This is a genomic window from Plantactinospora sp. ZYX-F-223, assembly GCF_039649625.1.
Taxonomy (GTDB): domain Bacteria; phylum Actinomycetota; class Actinomycetes; order Mycobacteriales; family Micromonosporaceae; genus Plantactinospora.
Genome location: NZ_JBDJAV010000093.1, coordinates 1 through 14789, shown reverse-complemented (window position 1 = coordinate 14789; position 14789 = coordinate 1). Strand labels below are relative to the sequence as shown.

Sequence of the window (14789 nt, the reverse complement as noted above, 5' to 3'; positions counted from 1 at the left end):
GCGCACACCACACCGCTGCTCCAGGGACTCCGGCGCGGCGGGCCCATCCACCGTCCGCGCAAGGCGGCCGTGACGGGCGACGGGCAGACGCTGGCAGACCAGCTCGCCGGCCTCGACGACGGCGAGCGCCGGGAGCGGCTGCTGCGGGTCGTCCGCTCCGATGTGGCCGCCGTCCTCGGCCACCGCGACGCCGAGGACGTCGACGCGGACGCGCCGTTCGGCTCGCTCGGTTTCGACTCACTCACCGCCGTCGAGCTGCGCAACCGGCTCGGTGCCCGGACCGGTCGGGTCTTCCCGGCCACGCTGACGTTCGACCATCCGACACCGGCCGCGCTCGCCGAACACCTCGACCGGGAACTCGATGCCGGTCCCGCGCACACGCCCGCCCCACGGCCTCTGGCCGGTGGCGGCACCGAGGACTCGCTGAGCGCCCTGGTGTTGCGGGCTTACCACAGCGGCGACGCCGAGCGGGTCGACACCCTGATCCGGGGCATGGCCGCTTTCCGACCCTCGTTCCGGAGCGCCGGCGAGGTCACCAACCCGCCACGGCTCGTGCGACTGGCCGCGTCCGGCGGTCCGGGACCGCACCTCGTCTGCCTGCCGTCGTTCGCCTGGAAACCCTCGGTGTACCAGTACGCCGGCCTCGCCGCCGCGCTACGGTCCGCCGCGTCCGTGTCGGTACTGACCCTGCCCGGCTTCCGGCCTGGTGAGCCGCTGCCGGCCGACCTCGACGCGCTCGTCAACCTGCACCACGCCGTGCTGGAGGCCGAGGCGCCGACCGGGTCGGTCGTGCTGGTGGGGCACTCCACCGGCGGGCAGCTCGCCGCGGCGCTGGCGCAGCGGTGGGACAAGGCCGGCCTGGTCATGCTCGACACCTGCTGGTGGCCTGAGCGTTCCGGCGAGGAATACGCGGTCTGGTCGGCGGCGATCACCCGGCATCTGCTCGACCGGGCCAGCACCCAGGACCGGCTCGGCGAGGAGTGGGGAGACGCCTGGGTCACCGCCCGCGCCCGGTACGCGGAGTTCGATCTCAGACCGGTCGCGATCTCCGCTCCCACGCTGCTCGTATACGCTCGGGAACCGGTCGGCCCGGCAGTGCCGACGGAGACCGAGCGGGCGAGCTGGCCGCATCCGCACGAGGCGGTGACAGTACCCGGCGACCACTTCACGATGCTCGAACGCGCCCACGTCGCGACCACCGCCGCGGCCGTCGACGCCTGGCTTACGCAGGGCTGAGCGATGGCCGGCCACCACACCAGAGAGCCCCGCCGGTGTACGGCGGGGCTCTTCCGGGGGTGTCGGTCAGGGTCAGGTCAGCGCGGCGGTGAACCGGTCGTTGACCTCGCGACTGATGTAGAAGATGCCCTTCTCCAGCTGGTCCGGGGTCCAGGTGACGCACGGCCGGTCGGGATAGGCGACGTAGCCGCCGCTGAAGACCTCGTTGCGGTTGCCGGACGGGTCGAAGAAGTAGATGGTCTGCCCGCGGGTGATACCGTGCCGGGTCGGCCCGACGTCGACCGGCACGTCGTCCATCGCCATCAGGTCACCGGCTCGCAGGATGTCGTGCCAGCTGCTCAGCTCGAACGCGAAGTGGTGGAGCTTGGCGTTCGGCCCCTTCAGGATCGCGATGTCGTGCACCGTGTTGCCCACGGTCATCCAGGTGGCGATGCAGTCGGCGTCCGCGTCGAGCGAGGTCGCGAGGCGCTCGCTGGGGTAGAAGCCCAGGACCTCCCGGAAGAACCGCTCCATCAGGTTGACGTCCTCGGCGGTGATGAGGGCGTGGTCCAGGCGCGGCGCGCCGATGCCCACCAGGTGTCGGGGGAAGACCTCCGGATTGTGGGTGCCCACCTCGGTGCCCAGCACCGTCATTCCGTGGTACAGCTCGACGACGTGCTCCGACGGCAGCACGATCCGGATGCCGTCGCTCACCTCGGGGTTCTCCCCGGCGGACATGCGCGACACGGTGCAGCCGAAGCGGGTCGCGCGGTCCTCGAAACGCCCGATGTCGGCCGGGTCGGCGACCTTGAAGCCGAACTTGGCGACGCCGACGCCGCCCTCCTCGAGGACGACCGAGTGATGGTCCCACTCGTCCCAGCCCTTGAAGTAGGCCCTGCCGTCCTCGGCGAGAACGGGATAGAGACCCATCGTGTCGCCGTAGTGCTGCTTGGCCTCCTCCAGGTCGGTCACGCGGGCGTGGACGTAACCCATTCTCAGTACACCCATGCTGTGGCTCCAATCGTCCGGGGCGGGTCGGTCCGTCAGGCGGGTCCTGGCGTACGTGGAAGGAAGGGGTTGGCACGGCGGAGCCGGTCCTGGCGCAGCTCCACGACGACATCGCCGCACGGGACGGCACGGCAGGTGAGGCAGGTCCCGGCCGCGCGTTCCTCGGCGGCGAGCACGGACTCGGCGACCACGGCGTCGTACCGCACGCTGCCGGCGCGCAGATCCACCTTGCACATGCCACAGCCCCCGCGCCGGCAACCGACGGTGTGGGTGTATCCGGCCCGGGCCAGCGCGGCCAGGATCGTCTCGCCGTCGGCGACCGGCACAGTCAGCCCGGTTGGCAGGACGACGACGCTTCCGGTCATCCCGATGTGCCGAACCGGGGGAACAGCCGGAGGGCGTTGCGGTGGGAAAGGGCGGTGCGCTGCTCGTCGCTAATCTCGGAGTACTTGTCGAGCTCATTACTGAAATGCGTCACCGAGGGCAGGGGCGCATATGGCCAGTCGCTGCCGTAGACGATGTGTGTCGGGTCGGCGAAGGCCAGGAGTGACGGGAGCGAGACCGGACTGGTGGACAACGCGGTGTCGAAGTAGAACTTCCGGAGATCCGCCAGGTACATTTCCGGGGTCAATTCCATGTCGCGTCGGACGTAGGCCATCCGATGCGCTGCGTAGGGCACGAATCCGCCGCCGTGCGAAAGGATGATCCGCATCCGCGTCCAGCGTCGCATTGCGCCGTGCCGGACCAGATTGTGCACCGCTCGGCCGGTGTCGAGGAGAAAGTCCACGAGAAATGGCGGCGCGCCGTCGAGGCCCGGCCCGGGCAGGTGTGACGGGTGGATCAGCACCACGGCGCCGCGCAGGTCGAGTTCGGCCATCACCGGGTCGAAAGACGGGTCTCCGAGGTACGTGCCGCGCACGTTGGCGAGCAGGACCACCCCGTCGGCGCCGAGCACGTCGAAGGAGTGTGCGATCTCCGCCAGGGCTCCGTCGACGTCCGGCAGGGTCAGCGTGGCGAAGAAGCCGAACCGGTCCGGCCGGTCTTTTACCTGCTCAGCGGCGTACTCGTTGACGTAGCGGGCCTTGTCGCGCGCTTCTGCGTCGTCGCCGAGGTGCACCCCGGGAGTGGAGACCGACATGACGCAGCTACGGATGCCGTGGTCGTCCATCATGGCCAGGGCCCCCTCGGCCGACCAGGCGGGCAGCGGCATGCCCCCGGCCGTCAGGCCCCTGTCGGCGAGCCAGCGGGAGTAGCCCGGCGGCACGATGTGTTGATGGACGTCGATTCGCTCTGTGCCGGTCACGTCGGTTCCTTCCGCGGGCACCACAATTTTTCGAATGTGCACGGGCGAATGGGCACGCGATATCGGCGCAAGTGCCGGTGTGCGGCGACGAGTGCGAATTAATCCGCTGTCGATTCGAGATCGCCGGGTCGGGTCCAGTCTTGATCGTGGACTCGCGTCGCGGTTGGTATTCCCCCATGCATTGGCGGACCGGAGAATCGGCCGCTGTTGTCCAGACGCTAGCAGTAGCCGGCAATATCATCAATCAATGTGATTTCGATCACACCTCATATTGACCGCTGTCTGGGGTCGGTGTACTGTCGATTTGCATAGACCAGCGATCTATCAAGCAGTCGCTGCCACGCCTTCGGGTCGACTTCACCGAGCGTGTCCTTCTGCTCTGCACTGGCCAGGTTCGGGCGCATACGCGGTGCCGCAATGAGTTCGCGAATGCCGCGGGTTGTGAAGACCCGCAGGTGAAACCGTCGGCTTTCCCGCGCGTCACCTGGCACAGACTCCGTCATCCAGTGTCTCTCTGCGGGGAAGGGACCCGAACGTGCGATATGAAGCCAGCGGTACGACTGCCGAACCGATCGCCATCGTGGGGATGGCGTGCCGGTTCCCCGGTGGTGTGGACTCGCCCGCGGAGTTCTGGCGGCTGTTGACCGACGGCCGCAGCACCGCCGGTGAGCTGCCCGACGGGCGCTGGGACGACTACCTGCGGTCGGACCCGGCCAACGCGGCAGCGCTGCGTACGGTGAACCGCCGCGGCTCGTTCCTGCACGACGTCGCCGGGTTCGACGCCGGGTTCTTCGGCATCTCGCCCCGTGAGGCCGAGCTGATGGATCCACAACAGCGGATGACCCTCGAGGTCAGCTGGGAGGCCCTCGAACACGCGGGTATCCCGCCCCGCGCCCTCGCCCAGCACGACGCCGGCGTCTTCGTCGGCGTCGGTGCCGACGACTACGGCCGCCGGTTGCTGGAGGATCTGACCGGCATCGAGGCGCGCACCGGGATCGGCAGCGCCTACTGCGCGGTGGCCAACCGGGTCTCCTACACCCTCGACCTGCGTGGGCCGAGCCTCGCCGTGGACACCGCGTGCTCCTCCTCGCTGGTCGCCATCCACCTGGCCTGCCAGAGTCTGTGGATGGACGAGACACCGCTCGCCCTCGCGGGCGGTGTCATGCTGATGGCCGGTCCGGGCCTGACGATGGTCCTCGACGCGGCGGGCGCCACCTCGCCGGGCGGGGTGAGCCGGTCGTTCGACGCCTCCGCCGACGGCTACGGCCGCGGCGAGGGCTGCGGGATCATTGTGCTCAAGCGGCTCGGCGACGCGCGCCGCTCCGGCGACCGGGTGCTTGCCCTGATCCGCGGCGGCGGCATCCACCAGGACGGCCGCACCAACGGGATCATGGCACCCAGTCGCGAGGCCCAGGAGCACCTGCTCCGCCGGGTGTACCGGTCGACCGGCATCCCACCGGCCAGCGTCAGCTACGTCGAGGCGCACGGCACCGGCACCGAGCTCGGCGACCCGATCGAGGCCGGGGCACTCGGAGTGGCGCTCGGTGCGGGATCCGGCCGGCAGACCCCGTTGTTGATCGGCTCAGTCAAGACCAACATCGGGCATCTGGAGGCCGGCGCCGGGGTGGCCGGGGTCATCAAGACCGTCCTGGCGTTCCAGCACGGCCGGCTGCCCGCCACCCTGCACCTGGCCGAACCCAACCCGAAGATCGACTGGGCGGGCACCGGGCTGCGGGTGGTCGACCGACTCCAGGACTGGCCGCGCGGCGACGAGCCGCGTCGTGCCGGGGTCTCCGGATACGGCTACGGCGGCACCATCGCGCACCTGATCCTCGAGGAGGCGTCGGAGCCCAAGCCGGCCGACGCCGTCGGCACCGACTCCGAGGTGCCCCGCGTCTACCCGATCTCCGCCGCGAGCGGCACCGGGTTGGCCAGGGCCGCCGCCCGGCTGGCCGCCTGGCTCGACGGTGACGGCGCCACGACACCGCTCGGCGCGGTCGGGCACACCCTCGCGGTACGCCGCAGCCACCTCAGTCACCGTGCCGCGGTAGTGGCGGCGGACCGGCCCGCTCTGGTCGCCGGCCTCACCGCGCTGGCCGAAGGGCGGCCGGACGCACCGGTCAGCGGCGTCACGCACGAGCCGTCCGACAGCGCGGCCGTCTGGGTCTTCTCCGGCCACGGATCACAGTGGATCGGCATGGGCCGCGAGTTGCTCCAGACGGAGCCGGCGTTCGGCAAGGTGCTCGACGACTTCGACCCGGTCTTCACCGCCGAGATCGGATTCTCCCCCACCGAGGTGCTGAGCAGCGGCGAATACCGCGGCGTCGACATGATCCAACCACTGATCTACGCGATGCAGGTGGGCCTCGCGGCGCTCTGGCAGGCCAACGGGTTACGTCCCGCGGCGGTGATCGGCCACTCCGTCGGCGAGATCGCCGCCGCCGTCGTCTCCGGGGTGCTCAGCCCACTCGACGGCGCACGGCTGGTCTGCCGCCGGTCGGTTCTGCTCCGCCAGGCCGCGGGCGCCGGTGCGATGGCGATGGTCGCCCTGGGTTTCCACGAGGTGGCCGAACGACTCACCGGGCGCACCGACGTGGTGGCGGCGATCGCCTCCTCCGGCAGCTCCACCGTCGTTTCCGGCGAGCCGGAAGCGGTCCGCGCCCTTATGGCGGAGTGGGGGAGTGAGGTCGCGGTGCGCGCCGTCGACTCGGACGTGGCGTTCCACAGCCCGCAGATGGACCCACTGCTGCCCGCGCTGCGCGCCGCTGCCGAGGGCCTCGTGATCCGGCCGCCGGCGTTGCCGCTGTACACCACCGCACTCGCCGACCCGCGCGACGGCGCGGCCCGGGACGGCGCGTACTGGGCGGCGAACCTGCGCAATCCGGTGCTGCTGCACACGGCTGTCCTCGCCGCCGCCGCCGACGGTCACCGTACGTTCCTGGAGGTGTCGCCGCACCCGGTGGTCGCGCACTCGATCCGCGAGTCGCTCGACGAGGCAGGGATCGACGGCACGGTCCTCACCACGTTGCGGCGCAACCGACCCGACCAGGTGACGTTCCTGGAGAGCCTGGCGGCGGCGCACTGCGCCGGGGTACCGGTCGGCTGGGAGGGGATCTACCCCGGCGAGGACGTCGCCGAGCTGCCGCCGCGCGCCTGGGAACACCGTTCCTACTGGGCGACCAACACCCCGCGGCTGACCGCCCTCGGCGACCGGCACGAGCCGGCGAGCCACACCCTGCTCGGCGGGCGGACCGTGGTCAACGGGGTCACTCCGGTCGAGCTCTGGCACACCTACCTCGACCCGGCCACCCGCCCGTACGGCGGTGACCATCCGGTGCAGGGCGTGGAGATCGTGCCGGCGGCGGTGCTGTTGAGCACGTTCCTGGCGGCGGGGTCCGCCGAGGCACTCACCGAGGTGGCACTGCGCACCCCGGTGACGGCCGACGCGCTGCGGGAGATCCAGGTGGTGCGCCAGGGCGACGTGGTCAACCTCGCCTCCCGCCTGGTCGATCCCGAGGCCGGGGACGGCCCGCGAGACGAGGCCTGGCTGGTGCACACGACCGCCCGGACCGGTACTGCCGGCACGCCGCCGGCCGCGACCTCCGACCCGGACGGCCCGACCACTCCACTAGACCCCGGTTTCGTCGTCGCGCGTCTCGCCGAACTCGACGTTCGCGGCATGGGATTTTTCTGGCAGGTCACCGGTCTGGCGCGAACCAGTGACGGTGGACTACGTGCCGAGGTCGACGCGCCCGGCGGCGGCACCGGAGCCGGACGCTGGGCCTGCGTCCTGGACGCCGCGCTCTCCATCGCGTCCGTGGTCTTCCCCGGCGAACCGGTGCTGCGGATGCCGGCGGCGATCCGTGGCGTCACCGTGACCGGCGAGCCACCGACGCGGGTGACCGTGCACGCGCGACCCGGCACCGGAACGTCCGGTGTGGACACCGCCGAGGTCGCCGTCACCGGGCCGGACGGCACGATCGCCGTCGTCCTGACGGGGCTGCGGTACGGCGTGCTCGACGGTGATCCGCGCGCCGAGGCCAGCCCCGGACGACTCGCATTCGACCTGGCGTGGCGGCCGATCCCGCTGCCCGCGTCCACGCCCTCGGACCACGTCGTGGTCCTCGGAGATCCGTCGCTCGCCGGGCTGCTGGAGGTGCCGATTGCGGAGCGGACACCGCAGCAGCCCGGTACCGTGCTGGTGGCCCCGCCGCCCGGCACCACCGCCGCCGACGCGTCGGCCCAGGTTCTCCGAGCGGTACGGGCAACGGCCGCGCTGCCGCCCGGTGACCGGCGGGTCTGGGTCGTCACCCGGGGCGTGCGTGCGGGCTCGGCCGCGTCGCTGGGACTGTCCGCGCTGTGGGGACTCGGCCGGATCCTCGCCACCGAGTACCCGGACGTCATGGGCGGCATCGTGGACCTGCCCGAGGCGCTGACGGCCGCGACGGCACCGGCCCTGCGTGCCGTCCTCGGCGCGCCCTCCGGTCCGGAGCTGCTGTCGGTCGACGACGGCGCCGTCCACGTGGCCCGGCTCACCCCGCTCGACGGACCCCCGGTGCGGCCCATGTTCGAGTGCCGGTCCGACGCGACCTATCTCATCACCGGCGGCCTCGGCGTGCTGGGTCTCGAGGTCGCGCGGTGGCTGGTCAACCGCGGCGCGCGACGGCTCGTGCTGGCCGGTCGTACGGCGCTGCCGCCCCGCGAGCGCTGGCACGAGGCCGATCAGCAGCAGCAGGCACGCATCGACGTGGTGCGGTCGCTGGAGGCGGCCGGCGTCACGGTCCGTACGCTCGCGCTCGACGTCGCCGACACCGACGCGCTCCGGCAGGCGCTGCGGCCGGACATCCTCGGTCTGCCCCCCGTTCGCGGTGTCGTGCACGCCGCCGGGGTGGTCGAGAACCGACTGGCCGACCAGGTGGACGAGGCCGCGCTGGCGCGTACGCTGCGGCCCAAGGCCGACGGCGCGCTCGCCCTGCACACCGTATTCCCGCCCGGAACGTTGGACTTCCTCGTGCTGTTCTCCTCCGCCGGCCACCTGCTGGGCCTGCCCGGCCAGGCCGCGTACGCCGCGGCCAACTCGTTCCTCGACGGGCTCGCCCGGCACCGGCGGGCGGCCGGGGACACCGCGGTGACGAGCTACGCCTGGACGTCGTGGCGTGGCCTCGGCATGTCGACCTCGTCGGTGCTCATCGACGGCGAGCTCGCCGCGCGGGGCACCGCCGACATCACGTTGCGGGAGGCCTTCCGGGTCTGGGAGCACGCCCACCGGCGCGACAGCGGGTTCGTGGCCGTCCTCCGGCCGATCCCGGTGCCGGTCGGCGGCCGGCGCCCGGCGCTGCTGGCGGACGTGACGGTCGAGGCGCCGCCGTCGTCGGCCCTCGACTCGCCGGCGCCGGCCTGGGCGGACCTCGACGACGCCGAACTGGCCGAGCACATGGTCCGGGCGGTCCGCTCCGTCGTCGCCGGTGAGATGAAGGCGGACGAGAGCGACGTCGACCCGCACCGGCCGCTGCTGGAGATGGGCCTCGACTCCATCATGGCCGCGTCCATCCGGCGTCGGCTCGAGCAGGGACTGCGGCTCAGCCTGCCCAGCACGCTGCTGTGGCGTCACCCGACCGTCACCGCCGTCGCCGGGCACCTCGCCGACCTCGCGACGGCCGGGCGCACCACCACCGAATCGACGTCCTGACCTGAGGAGCAGTTGCCGTGACCACTGACACACCCACCACCCGGCCGTTCACCGGAGCCGAATACCTGGAGAGCCTCCGCGACGGCCGCGAGATCTACCTGTACGGGGAGCGGGTCGACGACGTGACCAGGCACCCCGCGTTCGCCAACCCGGCCCGGATGACCGCCCGGCTCTACGACGCGCTGCACGACCCGGCCCGCCGCGACGTGGTCACCGCGCCCACCGACAGCGGCACCGGGTTCACCCACCCGTTCTTCCGGACCCCCCGCACCGTCGACGAGCTGGTCGCCGACCGGGCTGCCATCGCCGAATGGGCAAGGCTCTCCTACGGCTGGCTGGGCCGCAGCCCCGACTACAAGGCGGCGTTCCTGGGCACGCTGGGCGCCAACGCGGACTTCTACGCGCCGTACGAGGAGAACGCCCGCCGCTGGTACCGCGAGTCCCAGGAGAAGGTCCTCTACTGGAACCACGCGATCGTGCATCCCCCGGTCGACCGTCACCTTGCCGCGGACGCCGCGAAGGACATCTTCGTGCACGTGGAGAAGGAGACCGACAACGGCCTGGTGGTCAGTGGCGCCAAGGTGGTCGCCACCGGCTCGGCGCTGACCCACTTCAACTTCATCTCCCACTACGGGCTACCGATCAAGAAGCGGGAGTTCGCGCTCGTGGCGACCGTACCGATGGGCGCGCCCGGGCTGAAGCTGATCTGCCGTCCGTCGTACTCGGCCACCGCGTCGATGATGGGCAGCCCGTTCGACTACCCGCTGTCGAGCCGGCTGGACGAGAACGACACCATCTTCATCCTGGACAAGGTGCTGATTCCCTGGGAGAACGTGTTCCTCTACGGAGATCCGGAGCAGGTCAGCACGTTCGTGCCGCGCTCCGGCTTCCTGGAGCGGCTGACGTTCCAGGGCTGCATCCGGCTCGCCGTGAAGATCGACTTCATTGCGGGCCTGCTGCTGAAGGCGCTCGACATGACGGGTACCGGCGGATACCGCGGCGTGCAGACCCGGGTCGGAGAGGTTCTGGCCTGGCGCAACATGTTCTGGGCGCTGAGCGACGCCGCGGCCCGCAACCCGCAGCAGTGGCAGAACGGCGCCCTGCTGCCCCGGCTGGACTACGGCCTGGCGTACCGGTGGTTCATGACGATCGGGTACCCGCGGATCCGGGAGATCATCGAGCAGGACGTCGCCAGCGGCCTCATCTACATCAACTCCAGTGCGGAAGACTTCGGGAACCCCGAGATCCGGCCCTACCTCGACCGCTTCCTGCGCGGCTCGGCCGGTCAGACGGCCGTTGACCGGGTGAAGCTGATGAAGCTGCTGTGGGACGCCGTGGGCACCGAGTTCGGCAGCCGCCACGAACTCTACGAGCGGAACTTCGCGGGCAACCACGAGAACGTGCGCGCCGAGATCGTGGCCGTGCAGGAGATGACCGGTCAGCTCGACGGCTACCGGGGCTTCGCCGACCAGTGCCTGGCCGAGTACGACCTCTCCGGCTGGACCGTGCCCGACCTCGAGTCGTACGACGATCTGCGGGCGCTGCGCAAGGAACTGTGGAAGCGGAGCTGAGGTGGCGTCGCCGTACTTCGGGCACGTGGTCGAGGGGACGGAGACTGCGCTGGACGACGGTCCGGCGGCACCGACGGTCAACCCGTTCACCCGGCAACCGTGGGCGGCCGCGGCGGCCGGCGACCGCGGCGTCGCCGCGCGGGCGGTCGCCGCGGCCCGCACCGCCTTCGACTCCGGGCCGTGGCCCGGGATGGGTTTCGGTCGGCGCGGTGCCCTGCTGCACCGCCTCGCCGATCTGGTCGAGGAGCACGCCGAGGAACTGGCGCTCGCCGACACGCGCGACATGGGCAAGCCGATCGGGGACAGCCGTGGCAAGGACGTGCCCCGGGCCGCGCAGAACCTGCGGTTCTTCGCCGACCACGCCCGGCTCGGCGCGGCGGAGACCTACCCGATGGACAGCGGCCACCACGCCTACAGCCGCTTCGAACCGGCCGGTGTGGTGGTCGCGGTGAGTCCGTGGAACTACCCGCTGATGCTCGCCACCTGGAAGATCGCGCCGGCCCTCGCCTGGGGCAATACCGTGGTCCTCAAACCGTCGGAGCAGACACCCGCGTCGGCGACCATCCTGGCGCGGCTCGCGACCGAGGCCGGCCTGCCACCGGGCGTGCTCAACGTGGTGCACGGCACGGGCGACGCCGTCGGCGGGCCGCTCGTCACCGACCCGCGGGTCGATCGGGTCACCTTCACCGGCGGCACCGCCACCGGCCGGGCGGTCGCCGCCGCAGCCGCTGCCAACCTGACACCCGTCAGCCTGGAACTCGGCGGCAAGGGTGCCAGCGTGGTCTTCGCCGACGCCGACCTCGACCAGGCTGTTGCCTGGTCGACCAAGGCAATCTTCACCAACGCCGGCCAGATCTGTCTCGCCGGCAGCCGGCTGCTCGTCCAGCGCGACATACACGACGCGTTCCTGGCCCGGTTCGTAGCGGCGGCCGAGGCGCTGCCGGGCGGTGACCCGGCCGACCCGACGACCCGCTTCGGCCCGCTCGCCTCCGCCGGCCACCACCAGGCCGTCCTCCGGCACGTGCGCCGCGCCGAGGAGGCCGGTGCCCGGGTGGTGACCGGCGGTGACGGCGAGGGCTGGACGGTGCGGCCCACGGTGCTCACCGGCGTCGGCACCGACACCGCCGTGTGGCGTGAGGAGATCTTCGGTCCCGTGGTGACCGTGACACCGTTCACCGACGAGGTGGAGGCGGTCCGTCTCGCCAACGACACCCGGTACGGCCTGAACGCCATGCTCTTCACCAGCGATCTGTCCCGGGCGCACCGAGTCGCCAAACGCCTGCGCGCCGGCACCGTCTGGATCAACTGCTTTTTCGTCCGAGACCTGCGCGCGCCGTTCGGTGGAGTCGCCGACTCGGGGATCGGTCGCGAAGGCGGTGCCTTCAGCCGTGATTTCTTCACCGAGCCCAAGGCCGTCGTGATCCAGATTGACGAAGGAGACCGCCCGTGAGCCAGTCCGAGGAAGGTATCCGTTACCTCACCGCCGCCGACGTCGCCGGACTGGTCAGCCGGCTCGACGTGCCGGCCGTGATCGGCCAGACCCTGGTGGCCTACGCCAAGGGTGCCGCCGGGCTGTCCCCCGAGGCGGCCCTGCGCTGGACGACCCGCTCCGGGCACGCCGCCCGCAGTCTCATCCTGCCCGGATGGGCAGACGGGGCGTACGGCTGCAAAATCATCAACGCCTCGCTGGGGAACGCGGAGCGGGGGCTGCCCCGAGCGGCCGGTCTGGTGGTGCTCGACGATCCGGAGACGGCCCGGCCCATCTGCATCATGGAAGGCGCCCGGATCAGCGCCCTGCGCACGGCGGCCACCTCGTTCGTCGCCGTTACCGCCGTTCGGGGGCTGGCCGGCGTGACCCGGCTGGCGATCCTGGGCTGTGGCCGGCAGAGCGAGACGCACCTCGAACTGCTCGCTCCGGTCACCCCGGCCCTGCGCGAGGTGCGCCTGTTCGATCTCGATCGGGGCCGCGCCGAGCACTTCGCCGCCCGATGCCGGGACCTGTTCGGCACGGGCCGGCAGGTCCGGGTGACGCCAACGGCCCGCGAGGCGGTCGAGGGCGCGGAGCTGACCGTGGCGGCGACGACCACCACCGAGCCGTACGTGGACCTCGACTGGGTGTCGCCTGGCGGGACGTTCGTCAACGTCTCGCTCGACGACGCCACCGAAGGGCTGCTGCTCGGCGCCGACCACCTCATCGTCGACGACTGGGAACTGGTCTGTGCCGACGACCATCGTCTGCTCGGCCGGTTGGCGGCCGCGGGTCGGGTGATCGGGCCGGACGACTCCTCGCCGGACGATTCCTCGCCGGACGGGCCGCGCCGGATCGACATCGAGATCCCGCGTCTGCTCGCCGGCGAGTACAAGCGTGCGATCACCGCCACGGACCGCGTGGTCGTCAACCCGTTCGGTATGGGGGTCAGCGACATCGGTCTCGCCGCCGCCGTCCTCGACCTCGCGCGCCGGACCGGTGTCGGCACGCTCCTGCCGTACTGATGCCACCGCCGTCACCACGTCCCGGTGCCGAGGTGTCCCCCCTGGACATCCCGCAGCTGCGTCCTGTCCTGGGCACCTTCGCCACCGGGGTCACGGTGGTCACCGTCGGTGGTACCGATCCGCACGGGATGACCGCCAACTCCTTCGCCTCCGTCTCGCTCGACCCGCCCCTCATCCTGATCTGTCTGGAGAAGACCACCCGTACCTTCAACGGTGTCGTGGCGGCCGGGACCTTCGCGGTCTCGGTCCTCGCCGCCGACCAGGACGCTGTCGCGCGGCACTTCGCCCGTCGCATGCGCCCCAGCGGTCCGGCCGGCTTCGGCGGGGTCCGGTGCGTCGACGGCCCACACACCGGTGCGCCCCTGGTGCGTGACGCCGTCGCCTGGCTGGAGTGCGCCCTGTGGCGCACGTACGACGGCGGTGACCACGCCATCGTGGTGGGCCGCCTGTTGTCCGTGCGGCGCGTCCACGACCGCCCTCCGTTGCTGTTCCACTGTGGGCGGTTCCATGCCGGTCCCGACACGGCAGCGCCAGCCTGAGCAATGACCGGCACGGTGCACACCCGCTGCCGGGTCGGCACCGTGCCGGGCACCTGCCGATCAGGTCGTCAACAGGTGAACCTCGCTTCGCCGCTGGACTTCGAGAGTCACACCGGCGCCGCCGTGGTAGGACGGAATGAAGGTCCGGTAGGTGTAGGTGGTGCCACCGCCGCACGCATGCGCGAGGTAGAAGCTTGTAGGGTGCCGAACTGGATTCCGGCTGCTGACCTGCGGTTTCAAGGATTCGTTCCGGCGGCCCGGTCGCTACCGACGCGAACGCGAAGCAAACGTCCGGTTAGAGGGCGTCTGATTCACGTACTTCGTCGGTTATGTGGGTTTAGCCGTATCGCCAGGTTGGGGTGGTTTCGGTGGTGAGGCGTTTGGCTAGGTTGTCGATCATGGCCAGGGTGATCATGCTGGCGGAGTTGTCGGGTCGGGTTTCGTAGTCGTGTACGAGCCGGCGGTGGTGCATGAGCCATCCCAGGGTGCGTTCGACGACCCAACGCCGTTTGACGACGCTGAATCCTTTGGTGTGGGGTTCCTTGGTGACGGTCTCGACGTCGATGCCGAGTTGGGCGCCGTGTTCGACGACGCGGTTTTTGAAGCCGGCGTCGACCCAGGTTTTGGTCAGGGTGGGGTAGGCGGCGGTGGCCTGGTCGAGTAGGTCGATGCCGATGGTGTTGTCGCTGGCGCTGGCGGCGGTGACGATCACGGCCAGCAGGAGACCGAGGGTGTCGGTGATGATGCCGCGTTTGCGGCGTACGATCTTCTTTCCGGCGTCGGTGCCCTGTGTGGACAGTGGCACGTTGGTGGAGGTCTTTACGCTTTGGCTGTCCATGATGGATGCGGTGGGGTGGATGGTGTGGCCGTGGTGGTCGCGTACGAGGCCGGTGAGGTTGTAGTTCAGTTCTGCGAAGATGCCTTCCTTGCTCCAAGCGGCGAAGTAGCCGTAGACGGTCGCGTGGGGCGGG

At 71.0% G+C, this 14789-nt stretch carries 10 protein-coding genes; 6 read left to right on the top strand and 4 right to left on the bottom strand.

All coding sequences use genetic code 11. The features are described 5' to 3' along the window. Nucleotides 1-1236: alpha/beta fold hydrolase (locus AAH979_RS41360; RefSeq protein ID WP_346263583.1), on the top strand; the 1236-nt coding region annotated here is incomplete at its 5' end. Between the two features lie 72 nt (nucleotides 1237-1308). On the opposite strand, the gene AAH979_RS41355 is transcribed toward AAH979_RS41360, so the two are convergent. From AAH979_RS41355 to AAH979_RS41345, 3 genes are read right to left on the bottom strand one after another with little or no spacing between them, the layout of a single operon-like run. After that, entirely contained in the window at nucleotides 1309-2223 is a 915-nt protein-coding gene (locus AAH979_RS41355; RefSeq protein WP_346263582.1) for a catechol 2,3-dioxygenase, read from the bottom strand. A gap of 35 nt (nucleotides 2224-2258) precedes the next feature. Further along, nucleotides 2259-2588 carry a 2Fe-2S iron-sulfur cluster-binding protein gene (locus tag AAH979_RS41350; protein ID WP_346263581.1) on the bottom strand — a complete coding sequence of 110 codons (330 nt, stop codon included), beginning with the start codon at nucleotides 2586-2588 and terminating at the stop codon, nucleotides 2259-2261. Beyond that, nucleotides 2585-3526 carry an amidohydrolase family protein gene (locus tag AAH979_RS41345; protein ID WP_346263580.1) on the bottom strand — a complete coding sequence of 314 codons (942 nt, stop codon included), beginning with the start codon at nucleotides 3524-3526 and terminating at the stop codon, nucleotides 2585-2587. The genes AAH979_RS41350 and AAH979_RS41345 overlap by 4 nt, the downstream gene beginning before the upstream one ends. Before the next feature lie 535 nt (nucleotides 3527-4061). On the opposite strand from AAH979_RS41345, the gene AAH979_RS41340 reads away from it, so the two are divergent. Genes AAH979_RS41340 through AAH979_RS41320 form a run of 5 tightly spaced genes read left to right on the top strand, consistent with a single transcriptional unit; the run spans nucleotide 4062 to nucleotide 13818 of the window. Beyond that, the gene (locus tag AAH979_RS41340; protein WP_346263579.1) at nucleotides 4062-9215 is read left to right on the top strand and encodes a type I polyketide synthase; all 5154 of its coding nucleotides are present in this window, start codon (nucleotides 4062-4064) and stop codon (nucleotides 9213-9215) included. Nucleotides 9216-9232: 17 nt separating this feature from the next. After that, nucleotides 9233-10786 (top strand): 4-hydroxyphenylacetate 3-hydroxylase N-terminal domain-containing protein, encoded by a 1554-nt coding sequence (locus AAH979_RS41335; protein ID WP_346263578.1) that lies wholly within the window; start codon nucleotides 9233-9235, stop codon nucleotides 10784-10786. A gap of 1 nt (nucleotide 10787) precedes the next feature. After that, entirely contained in the window at nucleotides 10788-12236 is a 1449-nt protein-coding gene (locus tag AAH979_RS41330; RefSeq protein ID WP_346263577.1) for an aldehyde dehydrogenase, read from the top strand. After that, nucleotides 12233-13279: an ornithine cyclodeaminase gene (locus AAH979_RS41325; protein ID WP_346263576.1), complete on the top strand. Its 1047-nt coding sequence runs from the start codon at nucleotides 12233-12235 to the stop codon at nucleotides 13277-13279. The genes AAH979_RS41330 and AAH979_RS41325 overlap by 4 nt, the downstream gene beginning before the upstream one ends. A gap of 32 nt (nucleotides 13280-13311) precedes the next feature. After that, nucleotides 13312-13818 (top strand): flavin reductase family protein, encoded by a 507-nt coding sequence (locus AAH979_RS41320; protein WP_346263575.1) that lies wholly within the window; start codon nucleotides 13312-13314, stop codon nucleotides 13816-13818. A gap of 337 nt (nucleotides 13819-14155) precedes the next feature. Here the strand turns inward: AAH979_RS41320 and AAH979_RS41315 are convergent. Then, nucleotides 14156-14789, bottom strand: a 634-nt coding sequence (locus AAH979_RS41315) for an IS5 family transposase (protein WP_346263574.1), incomplete at its 5' end; no start/stop codon positions are given.